Origin of the sequence: Paraburkholderia xenovorans (genome assembly GCF_046030735.1) — a bacterium.
Classification (GTDB): domain Bacteria; phylum Pseudomonadota; class Gammaproteobacteria; order Burkholderiales; family Burkholderiaceae; genus Paraburkholderia; species Paraburkholderia xenovorans_A.
Window position 1 is genome coordinate 15,093 of sequence record NZ_JAQQBV010000024.1, and the last position, 20,692, is coordinate 35,784.

General features: G+C 63.6%; 18 protein-coding genes and 1 tRNA gene. 14 read left to right on the forward strand and 5 right to left on the reverse strand.

Translation table 11 applies throughout. The annotated features are described in order from the left end of the window. Positions 1-16: 16 nt before the first annotated feature. The 10 genes from rsmB (at position 17) to PQQ51_RS22565 (ending at position 9,369) form a co-directional block, all read left to right on the forward strand. Positions 17-1,456, forward strand: a complete 1,440-nt coding sequence (gene rsmB, locus PQQ51_RS22520) for a 16S rRNA (cytosine(967)-C(5))-methyltransferase RsmB (protein ID WP_408499037.1) — start codon at positions 17-19, stop codon at positions 1,454-1,456. Further along, on the forward strand, positions 1,453-2,052 hold the full coding sequence (locus tag PQQ51_RS22525) for a DUF4390 domain-containing protein (protein ID WP_408499038.1): 600 nt from the start codon (positions 1,453-1,455) through the stop codon (positions 2,050-2,052). Before rsmB ends, PQQ51_RS22525 begins: the two co-directional genes overlap by 4 nt. After that, positions 2,042-4,456: a sensor histidine kinase gene (locus PQQ51_RS22530; RefSeq protein ID WP_408499039.1), complete on the forward strand. Its 2,415-nt coding sequence runs from the start codon at positions 2,042-2,044 to the stop codon at positions 4,454-4,456. The genes PQQ51_RS22525 and PQQ51_RS22530 overlap by 11 nt, the downstream gene beginning before the upstream one ends. Continuing rightward, complete coding sequence (gene esaR, locus PQQ51_RS22535; RefSeq protein ID WP_408499040.1) at positions 4,457-5,146, forward strand: response regulator transcription factor EsaR; 690 nt, start codon at positions 4,457-4,459, stop codon at positions 5,144-5,146. It abuts the gene before it with no gap. 96 nt (positions 5,147-5,242) lie between these two features. Beyond that, positions 5,243-5,318 (forward strand) — tRNA-Phe (locus PQQ51_RS22540). Positions 5,319-5,758: 440 nt separating this feature from the next. Continuing rightward, complete coding sequence (queC, locus tag PQQ51_RS22545) at positions 5,759-6,490, forward strand: 7-cyano-7-deazaguanine synthase QueC (RefSeq protein ID WP_408499041.1); 732 nt, start codon at positions 5,759-5,761, stop codon at positions 6,488-6,490. Positions 6,491-6,523: 33 nt separating this feature from the next. Beyond that, a complete protein-coding gene (queE, locus tag PQQ51_RS22550; RefSeq protein WP_408499042.1) occupies positions 6,524-7,156 on the forward strand; it encodes a 7-carboxy-7-deazaguanine synthase in 633 nt (210 codons plus the stop codon). Positions 7,157-7,165: 9 nt separating this feature from the next. Continuing rightward, the gene (gene queD, locus PQQ51_RS22555; RefSeq protein WP_408499150.1) at positions 7,166-7,609 is read left to right on the forward strand and encodes a 6-carboxytetrahydropterin synthase QueD; all 444 of its coding nucleotides are present in this window, start codon (positions 7,166-7,168) and stop codon (positions 7,607-7,609) included. Between the two features lie 276 nt (positions 7,610-7,885). Beyond that, positions 7,886-8,668: an HpcH/HpaI aldolase family protein gene (locus PQQ51_RS22560; RefSeq protein WP_408499043.1), complete on the forward strand. Its 783-nt coding sequence runs from the start codon at positions 7,886-7,888 to the stop codon at positions 8,666-8,668. Further along, positions 8,665-9,369: a tetratricopeptide repeat protein gene (locus PQQ51_RS22565; RefSeq protein ID WP_408499044.1), complete on the forward strand. Its 705-nt coding sequence runs from the start codon at positions 8,665-8,667 to the stop codon at positions 9,367-9,369. Before PQQ51_RS22560 ends, PQQ51_RS22565 begins: the two co-directional genes overlap by 4 nt. Before the next feature lie 68 nt (positions 9,370-9,437). Here the strand turns inward: PQQ51_RS22565 and rodA are convergent, their stop codons facing one another. From rodA to PQQ51_RS22590, 5 genes are all read right to left on the reverse strand, one after another. Beyond that, complete coding sequence (rodA, locus tag PQQ51_RS22570) at positions 9,438-10,586, reverse strand: rod shape-determining protein RodA (protein ID WP_408499045.1); 1,149 nt, start codon at positions 10,584-10,586, stop codon at positions 9,438-9,440. 10 nt (positions 10,587-10,596) lie between these two features. After that, complete coding sequence (mrdA, locus tag PQQ51_RS22575; RefSeq protein ID WP_408499046.1) at positions 10,597-12,945, reverse strand: penicillin-binding protein 2; 2,349 nt, start codon at positions 12,943-12,945, stop codon at positions 10,597-10,599. Positions 12,946-13,134: 189 nt separating this feature from the next. Beyond that, positions 13,135-13,647, reverse strand: coding sequence for a rod shape-determining protein MreD (gene mreD, locus PQQ51_RS22580; protein WP_408499047.1), 513 nt, complete (start codon positions 13,645-13,647; stop codon positions 13,135-13,137). Then, positions 13,644-14,741 (reverse strand): rod shape-determining protein MreC, encoded by a 1,098-nt coding sequence (gene mreC, locus PQQ51_RS22585; protein ID WP_408499048.1) that lies wholly within the window; start codon positions 14,739-14,741, stop codon positions 13,644-13,646. Before mreC ends, mreD begins: the two co-directional genes overlap by 4 nt. A 153-nt stretch (positions 14,742-14,894) precedes the next feature. After that, positions 14,895-15,938, reverse strand: a complete 1,044-nt coding sequence (locus PQQ51_RS22590) for a rod shape-determining protein (RefSeq protein WP_004189550.1) — start codon at positions 15,936-15,938, stop codon at positions 14,895-14,897. A gap of 379 nt (positions 15,939-16,317) precedes the next feature. Here PQQ51_RS22590 and gatC point away from each other — a divergent pair, with 379 nt between their 5' ends. The 4 genes from gatC to PQQ51_RS22610 all read left to right on the forward strand — a co-directional run bounded on the left by gatC (position 16,318) and on the right by PQQ51_RS22610 (position 20,660). Continuing rightward, positions 16,318-16,617: an Asp-tRNA(Asn)/Glu-tRNA(Gln) amidotransferase subunit GatC gene (gene gatC, locus PQQ51_RS22595; protein ID WP_095417749.1), complete on the forward strand. Its 300-nt coding sequence runs from the start codon at positions 16,318-16,320 to the stop codon at positions 16,615-16,617. Between the two features lie 65 nt (positions 16,618-16,682). Then, on the forward strand, positions 16,683-18,170 hold the full coding sequence (gatA, locus tag PQQ51_RS22600; protein ID WP_408499049.1) for an Asp-tRNA(Asn)/Glu-tRNA(Gln) amidotransferase subunit GatA: 1,488 nt from the start codon (positions 16,683-16,685) through the stop codon (positions 18,168-18,170). Positions 18,171-18,175: 5 nt separating this feature from the next. Further along, positions 18,176-19,651: an Asp-tRNA(Asn)/Glu-tRNA(Gln) amidotransferase subunit GatB gene (gene gatB, locus PQQ51_RS22605; RefSeq protein ID WP_408499050.1), complete on the forward strand. Its 1,476-nt coding sequence runs from the start codon at positions 18,176-18,178 to the stop codon at positions 19,649-19,651. A gap of 169 nt (positions 19,652-19,820) precedes the next feature. Next, a complete protein-coding gene (locus PQQ51_RS22610; RefSeq protein ID WP_408499051.1) occupies positions 19,821-20,660 on the forward strand; it encodes a PPK2 family polyphosphate kinase in 840 nt (279 codons plus the stop codon). Positions 20,661-20,692: the final 32 nt, after the last annotated feature.

Here is a 20,692-nt window from a genome sequence, read left to right on the forward strand (position 1 = left end):
TGCCTCTGTCTCTTTCATGACTTCAAAGCCTTCTTCGCGTTCTGCCTCCTCGTCGGCGCGCCCGCGCGAATCCCGTCTGTCGATCCTGCATCTGGCGCCCGAGTCGCTTGGTTTCGCGCTCGACTGCGCAGGTCAGGCCGTCGGCGCCGTGCGTCTCGGGGCGGCGTTGCCGGCTGCGCTGCAATCCGTGTTCGTGTCTGCGCCTGAAGGCAGCGTCGCAGCGGCGCGCGGTGCGGTGCAGGACATCGCGTATCGAACGATGCGGCGTCTCGCTACCGTCGAGTGGCTGATCGCGAAGCTGGTGAAGAAGGCGCCGCCGCCGCACGTCGGCCACGTGCTCACATGCGCGCTGGCGCTGCTCGTCGACGATGAAGCGAACGCCGCCTACGCGCCGTTCACGGTGGTCGATCAGGCGGTCAGCGTGATTGCCGCCCGCCGCGAATTTTCGTTTGCAAAGGGTCTCGTCAACGCTGTGCTGCGCAGTTTCCTGCGTGAGCGCGAGACCTTGCTCGCCGCCGCACAAGCCGACGAAGTGGCGCGCTGGAACTACCCGTCGTGGTGGATCGACGCGGTGCGAACCGCGTGGCCCGACGCATGGCAAGCGGTGCTCGCGGCCGGCAATACGCAAGGTCCGCTGACGCTGCGCGTGAACGCGCGCCGCTCGACGGTCGATGCGTACCTGCAACTGCTGCAGGACCATCACATGCCTGCGAGCCGGGCCGGCGAGCATGCGGTGAAGCTTGTTACGCCGATGCCGGTCGATCGTATTCCGGGCTTCAACGACGGCGTCGTCTCCGTTCAGGACGCAGGCGCCCAACTCGCCGCGCAACTGCTCGGCGCGCGCGACGGCATGCGTGTGCTTGAAGCATGCGCGGCGCCCGGCGGCAAGACCGGTCATCTGCTCGAACTCGCCAATCTCCAGCTCGTCGCGCTCGAAAGCGATGCGTCGCGCGCGCGTCGCATCGGCGAAAATCTGCGGCGTCTCAAGCTCGAAGCGGAAGTGCGGATCGGTGACGCGGGCGCGCCCGCCAAATGGCACGACGACATCGACCAGCCGTTCGACCGCATTCTGGCCGACGTGCCGTGCTCGGCGTCGGGCATCGTGCGGCGTCATCCGGACATTCGCTGGCTGCGTCGCGCGTCCGATATTCCGGCGCTGGTCGCCGAACAGCGTCGCATTCTCGACGCGCTCTGGCCGCTCGTGAAGCCTGGCGGCGAATTGCTCTACGTTACGTGCTCGATCTTTCCCGAAGAAGGCGAGTTGCAGGCGCAGTGGTTTGGAGACAAGTACCAGGATGCGGTACGATTGGATGCGCCAGGGCAACTTCTACCTTCAGTCGCCCGCGCGCCCGCCGACACATCGGCCGGTTCCCATGCCGGACTCGTCGCTGAACATAGCGCCGGCTCGAACTCAGACCACGACGGATTTTTCTACGCGCGCTTTCAGAAACGGTGACCATCAAACGCTTCTTCCCGCTTCGGCTCGCTGCCGTGCTCTGGATCGCGCTGGCCGTGTGGCTTGCCGCTCCCGGCGTGGCGCATGCTGATTCGATCGCGGTGCAGCGTGCGTCGCTGCAAGCCGACAATACCGGCTGGAGCCTCGACGCGCGCTTCGACTTCGAGTTGAACAGCAATCTCGAAGACGCCGTCAACAAAGGCATCCCGCTTTACTTCACGACCGATTTCGAACTGAGCCGGCCGCGCTGGTACTGGTTCGACGAACAGCCGGTCAGCGTGTCGCAAAGCATACGCCTGTCGTTCCAGCCGCTCACACGCGAGTACCGCGTGTCGAGCGTGTCGTCGGGCGGTTTGCAACTCGGTTTCAGCACGCTGAAGGATGCGCTCGCGGTGATCAAACACGTCACGTCGTGGCATGTGATCGAACGCAATCAGGTGCATGGCGGCGAAACCTACAACGCGTCTGTTCGCATGCAACTCGATATCGCGCTGATGCCGAAGCCGTTCCAGATCGACGCGGTGAACAACCGCGACTGGAACCTCGAATCGGACTGGAAGCGCTTTACCTTTACGGTGACCGAACGTGCTAAATAAAGTACGCCGCGCCACCAGTGTCAGCAGCATCGTGTTGCGCGTGCTGGTGTCGACGGTCGCCGTGACGGCCGTGTTGCTGCTCGTGCTGCTTGCGGCGGCGAGCGCGAACACCGAATTCTTCGACCGTTATTACCAGTGGCTGTATGCGGCCAACCTCGCGGTCGCGCTGATCTTCCTGCTGGTGGTGACCACGCTGGTCGTCATCATCATCGCGCGGCTCAGGAAGGGGAAGTTCGGCACGCGGCTGCTGGCCAAACTCGCGTTCTTCATGGCGCTCGTCGGCGTGGTGCCGGGCGGCATCATTTACGTCGTGTCGTATCAGTTCGTGTCGCGCAGTATCGAATCGTGGTTCGACGTGAACGTCGAAACCGCGCTCACTTCAGGTCTGAATCTCGGGCGCGGCATGCTCGACGCATCGCTGTCCGATTTGCAGACCAAGGGGCGCTTGATGTCCGAGCAACTGGCGAGCGCGGACGCGGCCGGCACCACGCTCACGCTGCTGCGTTTGCGCGATCAGTTCGGCGTGCAGGATGCGACGATCGTCGAGCCTACCCGCAGCATGTCGGGCGCGACGCCGGACATGCACGTGGTCGCGCAGGCGTCCGGCAATTACGCGACGCTCGTGCCGAACGACTTGCCCACGCAGTTGATGATCGACCAGGCGCGCGGCCGCGGTTTCGCGGCGATCGAAGGCGAGGTCGACGGCGATCCGCACGCGCTCGGCAGTAAAGGCGCGCTGAGGCTGCGCGTCGTGCAGCGCATTCCGGATTCGAACGCGTCGCTGCTGCAACCCACCGAGCGCTTCCTGCAACTCACGCAGCCGGTTTCGCCGTCGCTCGCACGCAATGCCGATGCGGTGCAGCGCGCCTATCGCGAGTATCAGGAAAAAGCGTTGGGCCGCACCGGCTTGCGCAAGATGTATATCGGCACGCTGACGCTCGCGCTGTTCCTTGCGACCTTCATCGCAATGATGCTCGCGCTCGCGCTCGGCAATCAGCTCGCGCGGCCGTTGTTCCTGCTCGCGCAGGGCACGAAGGAAGTGACCGAGGGCGACTACACGCCGAAGCGCGAAATCAAGTCGCGCGACGAACTGGGTTTTCTCACGCAGTCGTTCAATGCGATGACGCGGCAGTTGTCCGAAGCGCGCGCGGCGGTCGAGAACAACCGCATCGCGCTCGAACATTCGAAGGCGTATCTGGAAAGCATTCTCGCGAACCTGACCGCGGGCGTGTTCGTGTTCGACCGGCAGTTCCGCCTGACCACTGCGAATCGCGGCGCCGAGCGGATTTTCCGTCAGCCGTTTCAGGCGTTGCTGGGTTCGTCGCTGGAACAGATCGGCGTGTTGAGCGAGTTCGGCGGCATGGTGCGCAAGGCGTTTGCCGATCGCGAAGCGGCGAGCGGCGACGGTCACGACGACCATGGCCACTGGCAGCAGCAGTTTTCGATTCAGGCGCCCGGCGAGACCGATCCGCTCACGTTGCTCGTGCGCGGCGCGCGCCTCGTGTCCGCTGCGGATCGCGATGCGGAAGACATGCAAACCTCCGGCTATGTCGTCGTGTTCGACGATATCTCCGACGTGATCTCCGCACAGCGGTCGATCGCATGGGGCGAAGTGGCGCGGCGTCTCGCGCACGAGATCAAGAACCCGCTCACGCCGATCCAACTGTCGGCCGAGCGTCTGCAAATGAAGCTCGCCGACAAGCTGTCGCCGTCGGACGCCGACGTGTTGAAGCGCGGCGCGACCACGATCGTCAATCAGGTCGCCGCGATGAAGCAGATGGTCGACAATTTCCGCGACTACGCGCGCACGCCGCCCGCCGTGCTTGCGCATCTGCAACTGAACGAACTGGTCAGCGAGGTGCTCACGCTGTACGGTATCGAAGAAGGCAAGAGCGCGATCAAGGTGGAACTCGCGAGTCTGCCCGCGATCGAGGGCGACGCGACGCAATTGCGCCAGGTGATTCACAACCTGCTGCAGAACGCGCAGGATGCGGTAGCCGAACTCGAACAGCCTCGTGTGTTGCTCGAGACGAGGACAGTAGAATACGGAGACCCCGACGCGGAAGGCAAAGTCCGCGTGGCGGTGCGGTTGACGGTGTCGGATAACGGACCGGGCTTCCCCGCGCGAATCCTCACACGCGCATTCGAACCTTACGTGACGACCAAGGCCAAAGGAACAGGCTTGGGTCTTGCGATGGTCAAGAAGATCGTCGACGAACACGGTGCGCGGATCGACATCCGCAATCGCATGAAAGCGGGCGATGTGATCGAGGGCGCGCAGATTTCGATCCTCTTCCTTCAACTGGCAGACGATGCCGCGACACCTGGGTCAGGGGCGCGGCCGGCGCATGGCAATGCGTCGCAGGGAACGACAAAAGCAACAGTGCAGACAAGGGCAGCGTAAATGGCAACCATCCTGGTGGTAGATGATGAAATGGGCATCCGGGAATTGCTCTCGGAGATCCTGAGCGACGAGGGGCATGTCGTGGAGGCGGCGGAGAACGCGCAGCAAGCGCGTGAATTCCGCCTGCGCCAGGCGCCTGATCTGGTGCTGCTCGACATCTGGATGCCCGATACCGACGGCGTGACCTTGCTCAAGGAGTGGGCCGCGCAAGGGCAACTGACGATGCCCGTGATCATGATGTCCGGCCACGCGACCATCGACACCGCGGTGGAAGCGACCAAGATCGGCGCGCTCAACTTCCTCGAGAAGCCGATCGCATTGCAGAAACTGCTGAAGGCGGTCGAGCAAGGTCTCGCGCGCGGCAATGCAGCGGCGGCGCCGGGCGGCGCGGCGGCAAAGCCCGCGTTGCCGGTCAGCGCGTCTGCTGTTGCATCGGCGGCGGCGTTGCCGATGCTGTCGTCGGATGGTCTGGGCAGCGGCGCGTTGGCCGCACAAACTGCGTCGATCTCGTTCGACATTCCGTTGCGCGACGCACGCGATGCGTTCGAACGCGCGTACTTCGAATATCACCTGGCGCGCGAAAACGGCAGCATGACGCGCGTAGCCGAAAAGACCGGTCTCGAGCGCACGCACTTGTATCGCAAGCTCAAGCAGTTGGGCGTCGATCTGGGCAAGAACAAAGGTGAGTAAGGCATTGCGCCGTGTGTCAGGCTCGCGGCCCCGTAGATTTTTTCGAGAAGGGGCTTGTCGGAGTGCTGACCCTTTGATATCATTTCGTTCTTCGTTGGCCCGGTAGCTCAGTTGGTAGAGCAGCGGATTGAAAATCCGCGTGTCGATGGTTCGATTCCGTCCCAGGCCACCAGGATTCAGCCCCAGGAAATCGCAAGATTCCTGGGGCTTTTCCTTTTTTGGGCGTGTCGTCGCGAGTGAGGCGCATGCGGTGCTGCATACGTGTCGGCACGCTCGGCGGCGTTCGGCATCGCGTGATAAAATCGCGCCAGTTCAAAGACTTGCATGCGAGCGCGACACGTTCTTCTGAGGGTCACGCTACCGCACCGGGCAAGTCTTTTTCGTATCCTGACGCTGCACCTTGCGCGCTATGCCGCTCATCGCAACGCAGCAGAAGGCGCCGAACCCTTCGCCTGACGATTAACGGTATAAGCGCCCAGCGACTCTGCATGCAGAAGGCGCGGCCTATACTGCTTTGGGCCGGCAACAGTGCCGGCACGCGTCGCGCCGCGTTGCTTGCATGGCGCACCTCGCGCAGCGCGACGTGGCACTCATCATTCACGGAGTTTCACGGTGATCCGCAACGACGCTAAACGTAGCGCTCTGGTGCTGTTTTCCGGCGGCCAGGATTCCGCCACGTGCCTCGCCTGGGCACTCGAACGTTATGAAACGGTCGAGACACTCGGCTTCGATTACGGTCAGCGGCACCGCGTCGAACTCGAATGCCGCGATGGATTTCGCCAGGCTGTAACGCATGCGTTTCCGGCCTGGGCCGAACGTCTCGGCGAAGACCACATGATCGATCTGTCGGTACTCGGTTCGATCAGCGATACCGCGATGACGCGCGAGATCGAGATCCACGCGACGGCGAGCGGCTTGCCGAATACGTTCGTGCCGGGCCGCAATCTGATGTTCATGACCATTGCCGCTGCGATCGCTTACCGGCGCGGTTTGCAGGTACTGGTCGGCGGAATGTGCGAGACGGATTTTTCGGGCTATCCCGATTGCCGCGACGACACGATGAAGGCGTTGCAGGTCGCGTTGAATCTCGGCATGGACACGCGCTTCCTGCTCGAAACACCGTTGATGTGGCTCGACAAAGCCGACACGTGGCGCCTCGCGCACGAGTTGGGCGGCGATGAACTGGTTGAACTGGTGCGCGTCGAAACGCACACTTGCTACGTCGGCGAGCGCGCTGAATTGCACGCGTGGGGCTTCGGTTGCGGCGAGTGTCCGGCGTGCCGTTTGCGCAAGCGCGGCTACGAAGCGTATCTGGCCGGCGAGAAGGTCACGGAGCCGGTTTGAAATGAGCGAAAGCGACACAAGGCAGACAGCAGCATGACGTACGCAGTCAAGGAAATCTTCTACACGTTGCAAGGCGAGGGCGCGAATGCCGGGCGTCCGGCCGTGTTCTGCCGGTTCGCCGGCTGCAATCTGTGGTCGGGCCGCGAAGAAGACCGCGAGCAGGCCGTCTGCCGCTTCTGCGATACGGATTTCGTCGGCACGGATGGCGAGAACGGCGGCAAGTACCGCAGCGCCGAAGCGCTGGTGCAGATGATCGCGTCGCAATGGCCGCAAGGCGAGGGCGAGCGTTTCGTCGTGTGTACCGGCGGCGAGCCGATGCTGCAGATCGATCAGCCGCTCGTCGACGCGCTGCATGCCGCCGGCTTCGAAATCGCGATTGAGACGAACGGCTCGCTGCCGGTGCTCGAAACGATCGACTGGATCTGCGTGAGCCCGAAGGCCGACGCGCCGCTCGTCGTCACCAAAGGCAATGAGCTGAAGGTCGTGATCCCGCAGGACAATCAGCGCCTGTCCGAGTATGCGAAGCTCGACTTCGAATATTTCCTCGTCCAGCCGATGGACGGCCCGTCGCGCGATATCAACACCAAGCTCGCGATCGACTGGTGCAAACGCCATCCGCAATGGCGCCTGTCGATGCAGACCCACAAGTATCTGAACATTCCCTGATTTGCCGTGCTGACGATTACACGAAAACTCGAATTCGACGCGGGTCACCGCATCCCCGATCACCGCAGCCAGTGCCGGAATCTGCACGGCCATCGCTATGTGCTCGAAATCACGCTGCAAGGCGATCTGGTCGACACCGAAGGCGCGCCCGATCGCGGCATGGTGATGGACTTCGCCGACGTGAAGTCGCTGGCGGTCGAGCATCTGGTCGACAAGTGGGACCACGCGTTCCTTGTCTACGAGGGCGACACGCAGGTGCGCGGCTTCCTCGAAACCATGGCCGGTCATAAGACCGTTGTGCTCGATCGGATCCCGACGGTGGAAAACCTGGCCGCCGTCGCGTTCGACATTCTGGCGAACGTCTACGACGCGCATTACGGCGTCAATCTGCGTCTTCACAAGCTGCGTCTGTTCGAGACGCCGAACTGCTGGGCCGACGTCGTTCGCGACTAAAGCCGCCTTGCACGCGGCGCCATACAGCGCCGTCACCCAACGCCGCGTGCTGTCGTGTCGAAACCGCCCGCACGCGTTTTCGTACGACCCAACCCTCGCGTTATTGTCACGGTATGATCGCTCCGACAACCCTACGGAGCGAGACATGCCGGTCACCGCATTGCGCCGCAGCAGACACGTTGGCCAGTCGCGCCAAACTGTCCGCGAGAGCTGCCGCCCTATCGGGGTGCTTTTCCGCGCTTCGGGCAAAGATTCCGCTCGCAACGGAGCCCCGCGATGAGCACCTTCACCAATCCCCTCAAGCAGCGTCTGAAGGAAGCCGATCCGCTATTCGGCCTGTGGCTCTCGCTCGGTAGCGACACCGCCGCGGAAGCGCTCGCGCACGCCGGCTTCGACTGGCTGCTGATCGACATGGAACACGCGCCGAACGATAGCGCCGACGTCACGTCGCAATTGCGCGCGATCGCCGCCGCGCATCTGCCGAGCGAGCCGGTTGTGCGAGTGCCGGCAAGCGAAGGATGGCTCGTCAAGCGCGTGTTGGACGCTGGCGCGCGCACGCTGATGTTCCCGAATATCGAGTCCGCCGACGAAGCGGCGCACGCCGTGCGTCTGACGCAATATCCGACCGCCGAGGCGCTCGACGGTCAACGCGGCGTGGCCGGCGTGGTTCGTGCCGCGTCCTACGGGATGCGCCGCGACTACGTGCAGACAGCCAATGCGCAGATATCGGCGATCGTGCAGATCGAGTCGGTGCGCGGCGTGCAGGAAGTCGAGAAGATCGCGGCGACGCCGGGCGTCGACTGCCTGTTCGTCGGGCCGGCCGATCTGGCCGCGAGTCTCGGTCATCTCGGCGACTCGAAGCATCCTGACGTACAGGCGGCGATGACGCGCATCGTCAGCGCTGCCGATAAGGCCGGCATTGCCGCCGGTATTTTCGCGATGGACGCCGCGAGTGCGAAACAGCACCGCGACGCCGGATTTCGTTTTATCGCACTGGCCGCGGACGTCATGTGGATGTTGCGCGCGACACGCCAGGCGTTGCAGGAGGTGAGGTCATGAAGTGGAGGGTGCAGCATGCGATGCGCGTGGCTCTGGCGCTGACGCTGACGCTGACGATCGGCGCGAGCGCGTATGCGCAGGACCGTGTGGCGAAGTCGAACGACCCGGAAACGCAAACCGCGGTCGCCGATTACAACGCGGGCAATCTCGGCGCGGCGCTGAGCGAATTTCGCAAAGCCGCCGAGCACGGCAGCCGGCTCGCGGAGTTCAACTACGCGATGATGCTGCTGAATGGCGAGGGCACGGCCGCCAATGTCGACGAAGGCAAGAAATGGCTGCGCAAGGCCGCCGACGCCAACATGTCGCACGCGCAATACGTGTACGGCAAGATGTACGACGATGGCGAGTTCGTCGGCCGCGATCCGGTCGAGGCGCACCGCTGGTTCCTGAAGGCCGCGCAGCAGGGACACGTGCAGGCGGAACTCGCGCTCGCCAACCAGTTCCTCGACGGCCGGGGCACGCCGCGCGACAACCAGCAGGCGTTCGTCTGGTACAAGAAGGCGGCCCAAGGTGGCGACATGACCGCGCAGTATGTGGCGGGCTCGTTCTACGAACGCGGCGGTGACGGCGTCGACAAGAATCTGAACGTGGCGCGCGCGTATTACGCGGCGGCAGCGGCGCAGGGCGACCCGGCGGCGAAGCTCAAGTATCAGCAGCTGAGCGCGCAATTGCGCGATCAGAAGGAAGTGAAGCCGCAATAAAGAAAAAGGGCGCTCCATCGATGAGATGAGCGCCCTTTTTTGCATCAGGCTTGTCCTGGCCGCGATGCCTAACTCTGCATCAACCGCTTCTGCCGCGCGACGCTCATGATGAGCCCGACCGCAATCCCCAGCGTGGTCAGCGCGGTGCCTCCATAACTCATGAACGGCAACGGCACGCCCACCACCGGCAGAATCCCGCTCACCATGCCGATGTTCACGAATGCGTAGGTGAAGAACGCCATCGTCAGCGACCCGGCCAGCAATCGCCCGAACAACGTTGCGCCATTGGCTGCGATATACAGACCGCGCGCGATTAGCAGCATGTACAGCGTGAGCAGTACGATCCCGCCCGCGAGCCCGAATTCCTCGGAGAACACCGCGAAAATGAAGTCGGTGTGCTTCTCGGGGATGAACTCCAGATGCGCCTGCGTGCCCTTCAACCAGCCCTTGCCGAGCGGGCCGCCCGAACCGATCGCGATCACCGCCTGAATCGTGTGGAAGCCCTTGCCGAGCGGATCGGACGTCGGATCGAGCAGCGTACAGATACGGTGCTTCTGGTAGTCGTGCATCAGCGGCCATTGCACTTCCGGCTGGCAGATCTTGTCCTGGAACGCCGCGATCGAGCCGACCGCAATCACGCCCGCAATCAGCACCGGCACGATCAGCTTGAAGCTGAGCCCCGCGAAATAGATCACGAAGAAACCCGCAGCGAACACCAGCACCGCCGTGCCCAGGTCAGGCTGCTTGGCGATCAGGCCGACCGGCACGATCAGGATCAGGAAGCCGACCAGATAGTCGTACCAGCGCATCACGCCTTCGCGGCGCTGGTAGTACCACGCGAGCATCAACGGCGTGGCGATCTTCAGGATCTCGGACGGCTGGATCACCACGCCGACGTTGATCCAGCGCTTCGCGCCTTTACGCGTGAGGCCGAATAGCGCCACCGCGACCAGTAACGCGATCCCGAACGTGTAGAGCGGCACCGCGAAGCGCATCAGCGTGGTGGGCGGCACATTGGCGAGCGCCCACATCAGCACGAAGGTCAGCATGATGTTGCGCAACTGGTCTTCCACGCGGCCGGGGACGTCCAGACTCGCGCTGTACAGCGTGACGATGCCGACGCACAACAGCAGAAACACAATCAGCGCGAGCGGGCGGTCGAAGCCCGCGAACATCCGCTTGATGCGATCGAGCCAGGCGCGCTTGTCGAATTGCATGCCTTTCTCCTTACTCGTCGATGCCGCCGGAAACCGGCTGGCGTGGCGACGTGGACTGAATGTCGTCGTCCCGCGACGGGGCCGCGGCGGTCGGAACCGGCTCGCTGGCGGGGCGGGGTTTATGCGGGGCGCCGGATTTGCGCGGTGTTTTTGCGGCGGCCGATGCAGCCGCCGCAGCCGATGTTTTGCCGGCAGCCGATGCCGCTGTCGCGCCGCTTGCCGTGGCGCCAGCCGCAGCCGCAGCGCCAGGCGCCGAAGCCGCTGCTGCGCCCGAAGCCGTGCCAGAAGCCGCGGCCGCAGCCGCTGCCGCCGCGGAAGCCGCACCTGGCATCGGCAGCGCGGTGAAGCCCGCGGCAACCTTGACCGGTTGCGCCGTGTCCAGCGGCGCAGGCGCTCCGCCGACTTCAGGCGCGGACGCGTCCTGCGTCGCCGAAGCCGCTGCCGCGACGGCGGCCGCCTCGGCGCCCGGCTTGTTCTTGCCGACGAGGTAGTAATCGAGCACGCGGCGCGCGATCGGCCCCGCCGACTCCGCGCCCCAGCCGCCGTTTTCGACGATCAGCGCAAGCGCGATCTTCGGTTGCTCGACCGGCGCGAACGCAATGAAAAGCGCGTGGTCGCGCAGATGCTCGGCGATCGCGTGACCCTTGTAGTTCGCGCCCTGCAGCGAATAGACCTGCGCGGTGCCGGTCTTGCCGGCCGCCTGATACGGCGCGCCGATGAACAGCTTCGCTGCCGTGCCGTTGGTGACCACGCCTTCCATTGCGTGCTTGATGATGTCGATGTCCGATTGCTTCACGGCGATCCTGTCGCTCGGATCGCGCACGACCGGCCGCGTGTCTTTCGTGATCGGATTTTCGATGTCGCGCACGAGGTGCGGCTTCATCACCACGCCGTTGTTCGCGAGTGTGGCGGTGGCGTGCGCGAGTTGCAGGATCGTGAACGAGTTGTAGCCCTGGCCGATGCCGAGACTGATCGTTTCGCCTTCGTACCAGCGTTGTTGTTCGGGCTTGCGATACGCCTTGCGCTTCCATTCGGTCGAAGGAAGGATGCCCCTCGCTTCGCCCGAAATATCGATGCCGGTGATCTGGCCGAAGCCCCACGGCTTCATGAAATTGGCGATGTTGTTCACGCCCAGATCGTGCGCGAGCATGTAGAAATACGTGTCGTTCGACACGACGATCGCGCGGTTCATGTCGACCCAGCCCTGGCCCGAGCGCACGTCGTTGCGGAACGTGTGGCCGCCGAACGTGTACGAGCCCGGATCCTGGAAGCCCCAGCCCGGCGTGCGCTTATGCAGCGTGAGCGCGGCGAGCGCCATGAACGGCTTGTAAGTCGAGCCCGGCGGATAGGTGCCGTGCAGCGGACGGTTCAGCAGCGGGTGATCGGGCGAGTTGTTCAGCTCGTCCCACGTCTGCTGGTCGATGCCGTCGACGAACGAGTTCGGATCGAAGCTCGGCGCCGAAACGAACGCGAGGATGTCGCCGGTGGCCGGTTCGATCGCGACCAGCGCGCCCCGGCGCCCCGCGAAAGCCTGCTCGGCGACCTGCTGCAAACCGATGTCGATCGACAATTGCAGGTTGTTGCCCGGCGTGGCCTGCGTGCGCGACAACGTGCGCACCGGACGTCCGCCGGCGGTCACTTCCACTTCTTCGAAACCGGTCTGGCCGTGCAGCTCGGTTTCGTAGCTCTGCTCGACGCCGATCTTGCCGATGTAGTCGGTGCCCTTGTAGTTGTTCGCATCGAGACGCGGATCGTAGTGATCCGGATCGCTGTCGTTCTGGTCGCTGGCGTCGTCGATACGGTCCTGGTCGCGCTGCGAAATCCGCCCGATGTAGCCGATCACGTGCGCCGCGGTCGGCCCGAGCGGATATTGGCGGAACAGCCGCGCGCGCACTTCTACGCCCGGAAAGCGGAAACGCTGCGCGGTGAAGCGCGCGACTTCGTCGTCGGTCAGGCGGGTGCGGATCGGCAGGCTTTCGAAGTTTTTCGAGTCTTCCTGCAGCTTCTTGAAGCGGCGGCGGTCGCGGGCGTCGATCGAAATCACCGTCGACAGCGTGTCGATTACGTTTTCGAGCGAATCGTTCAGTTTCGACGGCGTGATTTCGAGCGTGTATGCCGAGTAGTTCTTCGCGAGCACGACGCCGTTACGGTCGGTGATGATGCCGCGGTTCGGCACGATCGGCGCAACCGAGATGCGGTTTTCGTCCGCTTGCAGCGAGTACTTGCTGTAGTGCCAGACCTGCAGGAACAGGAAACGGAAGCCGATCAGCCCGAAGCAGACGAACACGAACAGGCCCGCCGCCGCGACGCGCAGGCGGAACTTCGAGAGCTGTTGCTGGGTGTCCTTGAATTCGGTCATGCGATTCTGCAAAAGGCCGCGATCCGGCCATCATGAGTGTGCGCCTGAACCGGCCGGAACCGGAAGGCATGAAAGCGCCTGGCGAGGCGCGTCGCGCGGGCCGGGAGCGTGGGTTCCAGGAGAACGGCCGGCGCGCGGCTTACTTCGTGTGTTACCTCGCGCTCGTGTGTTACTTCGCGCGTTACCTCGTCAAATCGGCCGCGTATCGTCCGGATCGGCGGGGCGGCGCTGCGGCATCAGCAGCAGCACGCTCGCGACCGGCCACAGCGCGGCTTCGACGAAACCGTCGATCAGATAGCCCCAGCCGGGAAACGCCGCGCCCGTCAGCAGACGGATCACGAACGGCACCAGTTGCGCGATCACCAGCAGCGGCATTACCGCGAAGGTCTGCACGCCGAGCGACATCCACAGCACCCGGCGGTGGATCGTAATCGCGCCGTACGACAGCAGCGTATACGCGAGCGCGTGTTCGCCGAGCAGGCTGGCGTTATGCACGTCCATCAGCAAGCCGAGGAAAAATGCGATGCCCATGCCGACTTTGCGCGGCTGATGTACGTTCCAGAACAGCAGCACCAGCGCCACGAAGTCGGGCACGCCGACGAGGCGGCCCCATGGCATCAGGTTCAGCAGGAACGCCGCGGCGAGGCTGAACGAGATGAAGTACGGATTGACCGGCTGCAGGATGTATTGCGGACGGTTCATGGCTGCGCCCCCGGTTTGGCCTGCGGCTTCGCGCTCTTTTCGGCGGCGGGCTTTTTCTCGGCGGATTTTTTCTCCGCAGCGGCGGATTTGGCCGGCGGGGTTTTGTCGGCCGGCTTTTCGGCTGGCTTGTCGCCCGGCTTGGCTGCGGCGGCGGTTTTATCCGCGGCGGTCTTGCTGTCCGCTGCCTTCGCGCCTTTCTTCGCTTTTGCGTCCTTGGCTGCGGTGGCCGCGTCCGGCTCTTCCGCCGGCCGTGGCGGCACGTTGTTCAGATAGTGCAGCACCAGCAGTTGACGCGCGCCGCGCACCGGCGCGACCGGCAGGCAGATCACCCGCGCAAACGCGGTATCGGCCTGCTTGTCGACGCGCACCACCTTCGCGACCGGCAGACCCGGCGGATACACGCCGTCGAGGCCGCTGGTGACGAGCTCGTCGCCGGTTTGCACGTCGGCGCTGATCGGCACGAAGCGCAAATCGAGCGTATCGCCCTTCGGCGTGCCGTAAATCACGCTGCGCAAACCGGTGCGCACGATCTGCACCGGCACCGCCTGGTCTTTGTCCGTGAGCAGTGTGACTTCGGCTTGCAGCGGGAACACGCGCGTTACCTGACCGATCACGCCGTCTTCGTTGACGACCGGCGAACCGTTCTGGATGCCTTGCTGCGCGCCGCGGCCGATCACGACTTTCTGCGTGAACGGATCGCGCGTGTCGTACTGGATTTCGGCGGGCAGCGCCTCGGTGGTGGAGCGTTGCTGAAGTTGCAGCAGCGCGCGCAGATGCGTGTTCTCGGCGGCCAGTTCGGCGGCCGTATTGGCTTGCTGCGACAACTGAAGATCTTTGGTGCGCAGCTTGTCGTTCTCGCTGCGTAACGTGGCGCTGGTCACGGCGAGGTCGGCCGCGCCCATGAAGATGTCGCGCGGCACGAGGGCGGCGCGTTGCAACGGATAAAGACCCGCGCCGAGCACGCCGCGAACGATTTCGAGCGTTTTGAAACGTGCGTCGGAGATCAAGAGGGCCAGCGCGAGCACGACGAAAAACACCAGCCGTGCGAGTGCCGAAGGGCCTTGCTTGAACAGGGGCGGCGGACTGTATTCCATGGTCGGCGCCGGGGGCGTGAGCGGTTGGGTGAGACGGCGGCGCGCGAGGGACGCGCGTTCAGTGCACGGAGGCTGGTAGGCCCAGCCGACGGCAAACCGGCCCGCAAAGGGCCGTTTGCCTGATCCGCGCTACTGACATGGAGACGGGCTCGCTTACTCGTACGAGAAGATGCTGCCCAGCTTGTCCATGCGTTCGAGCGCCATGCCCGAGCCGCGCACAACGCAGGTCAGCGGGTCTTCGGCGACGAGCACCGGCAGACCGGTTTCTTCGGCGAGCAGGCGGTCGAGGTCGCGCAGAAGTGCGCCGCCGCCCGTGAGCATCATGCCGCGTTCGGCGATGTCCGCGCCGAGTTCCGGCGGCGTTTGTTCGAGCGCGATCTTCACCGACGACACGATCTGGTTCAGCGGATCGGTGAGGGCTTCGAGGATTTCGTTGCTGGAGATCGTGAAGCTGCGCGGAATGCCTTCCGACAGATTGCGGCCCTTCACTTCCATTTCCTTGACTTCGGAACCCGGGAACGCGGAGCCGATTTCCTTCTTGATGGCTTCGGCGGTTTGCTCGCCGATCAGCATGCCGTAGTTGCGGCGGATGTAGTTGACGATCGCTTCGTCGAACTTGTCGCCGCCTACGCGCACCGAGCCTTTGTACACGATGCCGCCGAGCGAGATCACGCCGACTTCGGTCGTACCGCCGCCGATGTCGACGACCATCGAGCCGGTTGCTTCCGACACCGGCAGGCCGGCGCCGATTGCCGCGGCCATCGGTTCTTCAATGAGGTACACCTGCGAAGCGCCCGCGCCATGCGCGGCTTCTTTAATCGCGCGGCGCTCGACCTGGGTCGAACCGCACGGCACGCAAATGATGATGCGCGGCGACGGCGAGAACATGCGCGATTCGTGAGCAGTTTTGATGAACTGCTTGATCATCTGCTCGGTGACGGTGAAGTCGGCGATCACGCCGTCTTTCATCGGGCGGATCGCCTCGATGTTGCCCGGCACCTTGCCAAGCATCTGCTTGGCTTCCTTGCCGACTGCCTGAATGGTTTTCTTACCGTTGGGACCGCCTTCCTGGCGGATCGAGACCACCGACGGTTCGTCTAGAACGATGCCCTTGCCACGCATGTAGATGAGCGTGTTGGCTGTGCCGAGGTCAATCGCCAGATCGTTGGAAAAGTAGCTGCGCAAAAAACCGAACATTCAAAAATCCTGTCTCGCTTGGGGCCTGGCCTCGCAACGTATGCGCAGGGCGGCAGCGGAAAAAATAACAGCTTCAACCGGGCGGAAGCGGCGCCACAGGAACTTGAAGCTGCGAGGGAATCTACCGGAGGCCGGTGCAAGACCCGGTCATAAATCTGAACGAACTCGGTGAATTGTTCAGAAAGGCCTGGGTCAGTCGGTCCGGGTTTGGGTCGAACGCGTAATGATACCTTATAATTTTGGATGATTTGAAGGAAACGGGTGGCAGTTTTTGCCACCGCTGGCCCCTTTTTCGAGGTGGTCCTCCAGCGTCGTAACCCGCTGTCGCAGCATGCTTTTTTCCCCGCTGCGGCGGTCCACCCCATTTTCCGGTGACTGCATGGCTCTGACCCTGACCGATGTTAAGCGTATCGCGCATCTAGCGCGGCTCGAACTGGCCGACGCCGACGCCGAACACACGCTTGTCCAGCTCAATGATTTCTTCGGCCTCGTCGAGCAGATGCAGGCGGTCGATACCACCGGCATCGCGCCGCTTGCCCATCCGATCGAGCAGATCGAAGACGTCGCACTGCGTCTGCGTGACGACGCGGTGACCGAAACGGTCGAACGCGAAGCCTTCCAGCGCCCGGCGCCGGCCGTGCAAGACGGCCTGTACCTCGTGCCGAAGGTGATCGAGTAAGCGATCGAGAAGTGATCGAGAATCGATCGACCAAGACTCGCGAATCAAGCCCAGGATAAAACGCAATGCATGAAAAAAGCTTGACCGAACTGCGCGCCGCATTGGCAGCCAAGGAATGCTCGGCCGTCGAACTGGCGCAGCTGTATCTGAAGCGGATCGAAGCGGCCAACAGCCTGAACGCCTTCATCCAGGTCGACGCCGACCTGACGCTCGCGCAGGCCAAAGCCGCCGACGCGCTGCTGCACACCGGCCACGCCGGCCCGCTGGTCGGCCTGCCGATCGCGCACAAAGACGTGTTCGTGACCAAGGGCTGGCGTTCCACCGCCGGCTCGAAAATGTTGTCGAATTACGAAAGCCCGTTCGACGCCACCGTGGTCGCGCGTTTGCAGAACGCCGGCATGGTCTGCGTGGGCAAGACGAATATGGACGAGTTCGCGATGGGCTCGTCCAACGAGAACTCGTACTTCGGTCCGGTGCAGAACCCGTGGGACGTGAAAGCGGTGCCCGGCGGTTCGTCGGGCGGTTCGGCCGCGGCCGTGGCCGCGCGTCTCGCGCCCGCCGCAACCGGCACCGATACCGGCGGCTCGATCCGTCAGCCGGCGTCGTTCTCCGGCATCACCGGCATCAAGCCGACGTACGGCCGCGTATCGCGTTACGGGATGATCGCGTTCGCGTCGTCGCTGGATCAGGGCGGCCCGATGGCGCAGAGCGCCGCGGATTGCGCGACGCTGCTCAACGCGATGGCCGGCTTCGACGAGCGCGATTCCACCAGCCTCACACGCGAAGACGAAGACTTCACGCGCTATATCGGCAAGAACTGGAAGGAAGACGCCGCGGACAAGCCGCTCGCCGGCCTGCGCATCGGCCTGCCGAAAGAGTATTTCGGCGCGGGCCTCGCTGACGACGTGCGCGCGTCGATCGACGCCGCGTTGAAGCAATACGAAGCGCTGGGCGCCACGCTCGTCGACGTGTCGCTGCCGAAAACCGAGCTGTCGATTCCGGTGTACTACGTGATCGCGCCGGCGGAAGCTTCGTCGAACCTGTCGCGTTTCGACGGCGTGCGCTTCGGCCATCGCGCTGCGCAATACCGCGATCTGCTCGACATGTATAAGAAGTCGCGTGCCGAAGGCTTCGGCCCGGAAGTGAAGCGCCGCATTCTGGTGGGCGCGTACGTGCTGTCGCACGGCTACTACGACGCGTACTACCTGCAGGCGCAGAAGATCCGCCGCATCATCGCGCAAGACTTCCAGGAAGCGTTCAGGCAGTGCGACGTGATCATGGGACCGGTCGCGCCTTCAGTAGCGTGGGATCTCGGCGCGAAGGGCGACGATCCGGTGCAGATGTATCTGGCCGACATCTACACGCTGTCGGTGAGTCTCGCCGGTTTGCCGGGCATGAGCGTGCCGTGCGGTTTCGGCGCGGGCGCGAATGCGCAGCGTCCGGTGGGCCTGCAGATCATCGGCAACTATTTCAATGAAGCCCGGATGCTGCAGGTGGCCGACGCGTTCCAGCGCGCGACCGACTGGCATCGCAAAGCACCGGCAGGAGTGTGAGCACCATGACCAAGCAATGGGAAGTCGTGATCGGTCTGGAGACCCACGCGCAACTGTCGACGAAATCGAAGATTTTTTCGGGCGCGCCCACGCAGTTCGGCGCCGCGCCCAACACGCAGGCTTGCGTGGTCGATCTCGCGTTGCCCGGCACGCTGCCGGTGATGAACCGCGGCGCGGTGGAACGCGCAATCGAGTTCGGTCTCGCGATCGGCGCGACGATCGCGCCGCGCAGCATCTTCGCGCGCAAGAATTATTTCTACCCCGATCTGCCGAAGGGCTATCAGATCAGCCAGTACGAAATTCCCGTCGTGCAGGGCGGCCAGGTGACGATTCAGGTGCCGGCCAATGAAAAGGCCGGTAAGGAAGCGTACGAAAAAGTCGTCAATCTCACGCGCGCCCACCTCGAGGAAGACGCCGGCAAGTCGCTGCACGAAGACTTCGCGGGCATGACCGGCATCGACCTGAATCGCGCCGGCACGCCGCTGCTCGAAATCGTCACCGAGCCGGAAATGCGCAGCGCGGCCGAGGCGGTCGCCTATGCGAAGACGCTGCACACGCTCGTCACGTGGCTCGGCATCTGCGACGGCAACATGCAGGAAGGCTCGTTCCGTTGCGACGCGAACGTGTCGGTGCGACCGGTCGGTCAGGCGGAATTCGGCACACGTGCCGAGATCAAGAACCTGAACTCGTTCCGCTTCCTCGAAGAAGCAATCCAGTACGAAGTGCGCCGTCAGATCGAGTTGATCGAAGACGGCGGCACGGTGGTGCAGGAAACGCGTCTGTACGACCCGGACAAGCGCGAAACGCGCTCGATGCGCAGCAAGGAAGACGCGCACGATTACCGCTATTTCCCCGATCCCGATCTGATGCCGCTCGTGATCGAGCCGGCGTGGGTCGAGCGTGTGAAGGGTGAAATGCCCGAGCTGCCGGTAGCGATCCAGCAGCGCTTCGTCACGCAATACGGTCTGACGCCGTACGACGCGAACGTGCTGACGTCGAGCAAGGCGATGGCCGCGTATTACGAAGCCGTCGTCGTCAAGGTCGGCCCCGCGCATGCGAAGGTCGCGGCTAACTGGCTGATGGGCGAAGTGTCGTCGCAACTGAACCGCGAAGACCTCGACATCGCCGATAGCCCGGTTTCGTCCGCGCAACTCGCGTTGCTGCTGCAACGCATTGCCGACGGCACGATCTCGAACAAGATCGCGAAGGAAATTTTCCTCGCGATCTGGGAAGAGAAAGCCACCGACGAAGCCGCTGCCGATCGCATCATCGAAGCGAAGGGTTTGAAGCAGATCTCGGACACCGGCGCGCTGGAAGCGATCATCGACGAAGTGCTGGCCGCGAATCCGAAGTCGGTCGAAGAATTCCGCGCCGGCAAGGATAAGGCGTTCAATGCGCTGATCGGCCAGGCGATGAAGGCGACCAAGGGTAAGGCCAATCCGGCGCAGGTGAACGAACTGCTGAAGAAGAAGCTGTCCTGAGTTGACGCTGTGAGTTGAAACTGTGAGTTGAAACTGGATTGACGAAGCACGGCTGAAGCACACAAGCTTCGGCCACCGCGGGCTGTTGCCGGACACGAAAGTAGGGCAACGGCCCGTTTCATTTTGCGGGCCCGCTCGAACGCAATTAGACGCAGATCACGGAGTGCGAATGGCGAAGCAACCTGAACTCGACGATTTCCTCGTCCCGTATTTCGACGACGGAAAAAAGAACGACAAATTCTCGCTCGACGCTTTCGACCCGGGCACGAAGCCGTTTTCGACGGGCTCGAAAGACAGCGACCGCGCGCGTTTGACGGAGATCGGCGCGAAGCTCGACACGTTGCAGGAATGCCTGCACGCGCAGCAGAAGCGCCGCGTGCTGCTGGTGTTGCAAGGCATGGACACGAGCGGCAAGGACGGCACGATCCGCGCGGTGTTTCACGAGGTCGATCCGCTCGGCTTGCGCATCGTGCCGTTCAAGGCGCCCACGCCGGTGGAGCTCGCGCACGACTTTCTGTGGCGCGTGCATGCGCAGGCGCCTGCCGCCGGCGAACTGACGATCTTCAATCGCAGCCATTACGAGGATCTGCTGGTGCCGACCGTGCTCGGCGATCTGGATGCCGCGGCCTTCGAGCAACGCTGCACGCACATCCGCGGATTCGAAAAACTGCTGGCCGACAGCGGCACGGCGATCGTCAAGTGCATGCTGCACATTTCGAAAGACGAGCAACGCGAGCGTTTGCAGGCGCGTATCGACGACCCGAACAAACACTGGAAATTCGACGTCGCCGATCTCGACGCCCGCAAGCAATGGGACCGGTATCAGGCGGCGTATCGCGACGCGCTCGCCGCGACGTCGACGGATTACGCGCCGTGGTACGTGATTCCGGCCGATTCGAAGACGCATCGCAACGTGATGGTCGCCGAGTTGCTGCTGCGCACGTTCGACGCGCTGAAGCTCGAATATCCGCCTGCCAAAGAATCGCTGAAGGGCGTCAAGGTCGAGTGATCGACGGCCTGGCGCGCTTTGCTCCACAAACG

Excerpts from the sequence above, each read along its gene's own strand:
- PQQ51_RS22565 (WP_408499044.1), top strand. The coding sequence starts at position 8,665 with ATGAAGTGGAGGGTGCAGCATGCGATGCGCGTGGCTCTGGCGCTGACG.
- esaR (WP_408499040.1), top strand. The coding sequence starts at position 4,457 with ATGGCAACCATCCTGGTGGTAGATGATGAAATGGGCATCCGGGAATTG.
- gatC (WP_095417749.1), top strand. The coding sequence starts at position 16,318 with ATGGCTCTGACCCTGACCGATGTTAAGCGTATCGCGCATCTAGCGCGG.
- queE (WP_408499042.1), top strand. The coding sequence starts at position 6,524 with ATGACGTACGCAGTCAAGGAAATCTTCTACACGTTGCAAGGCGAGGGC.
- PQQ51_RS22560 (WP_408499043.1), top strand. The coding sequence starts at position 7,886 with ATGAGCACCTTCACCAATCCCCTCAAGCAGCGTCTGAAGGAAGCCGAT.
- rodA (WP_408499045.1), bottom strand. The coding sequence starts at position 10,586 with ATGCAATTCGACAAGCGCGCCTGGCTCGATCGCATCAAGCGGATGTTC.
- mreC (WP_408499048.1), bottom strand. The coding sequence starts at position 14,741 with ATGGAATACAGTCCGCCGCCCCTGTTCAAGCAAGGCCCTTCGGCACTC.
- mrdA (WP_408499046.1), bottom strand. The coding sequence starts at position 12,945 with ATGACCGAATTCAAGGACACCCAGCAACAGCTCTCGAAGTTCCGCCTG.
- gatB (WP_408499050.1), top strand. The coding sequence starts at position 18,176 with ATGACCAAGCAATGGGAAGTCGTGATCGGTCTGGAGACCCACGCGCAA.
- PQQ51_RS22590 (WP_004189550.1), bottom strand. The coding sequence starts at position 15,938 with ATGTTCGGTTTTTTGCGCAGCTACTTTTCCAACGATCTGGCGATTGAC.
- mreD (WP_408499047.1), bottom strand. The coding sequence starts at position 13,647 with ATGAACCGTCCGCAATACATCCTGCAGCCGGTCAATCCGTACTTCATC.
- rsmB (WP_408499037.1), top strand. The coding sequence starts at position 17 with ATGACTTCAAAGCCTTCTTCGCGTTCTGCCTCCTCGTCGGCGCGCCCG.
- gatA (WP_408499049.1), top strand. The coding sequence starts at position 16,683 with ATGCATGAAAAAAGCTTGACCGAACTGCGCGCCGCATTGGCAGCCAAG.
- PQQ51_RS22610 (WP_408499051.1), top strand. The coding sequence starts at position 19,821 with ATGGCGAAGCAACCTGAACTCGACGATTTCCTCGTCCCGTATTTCGAC.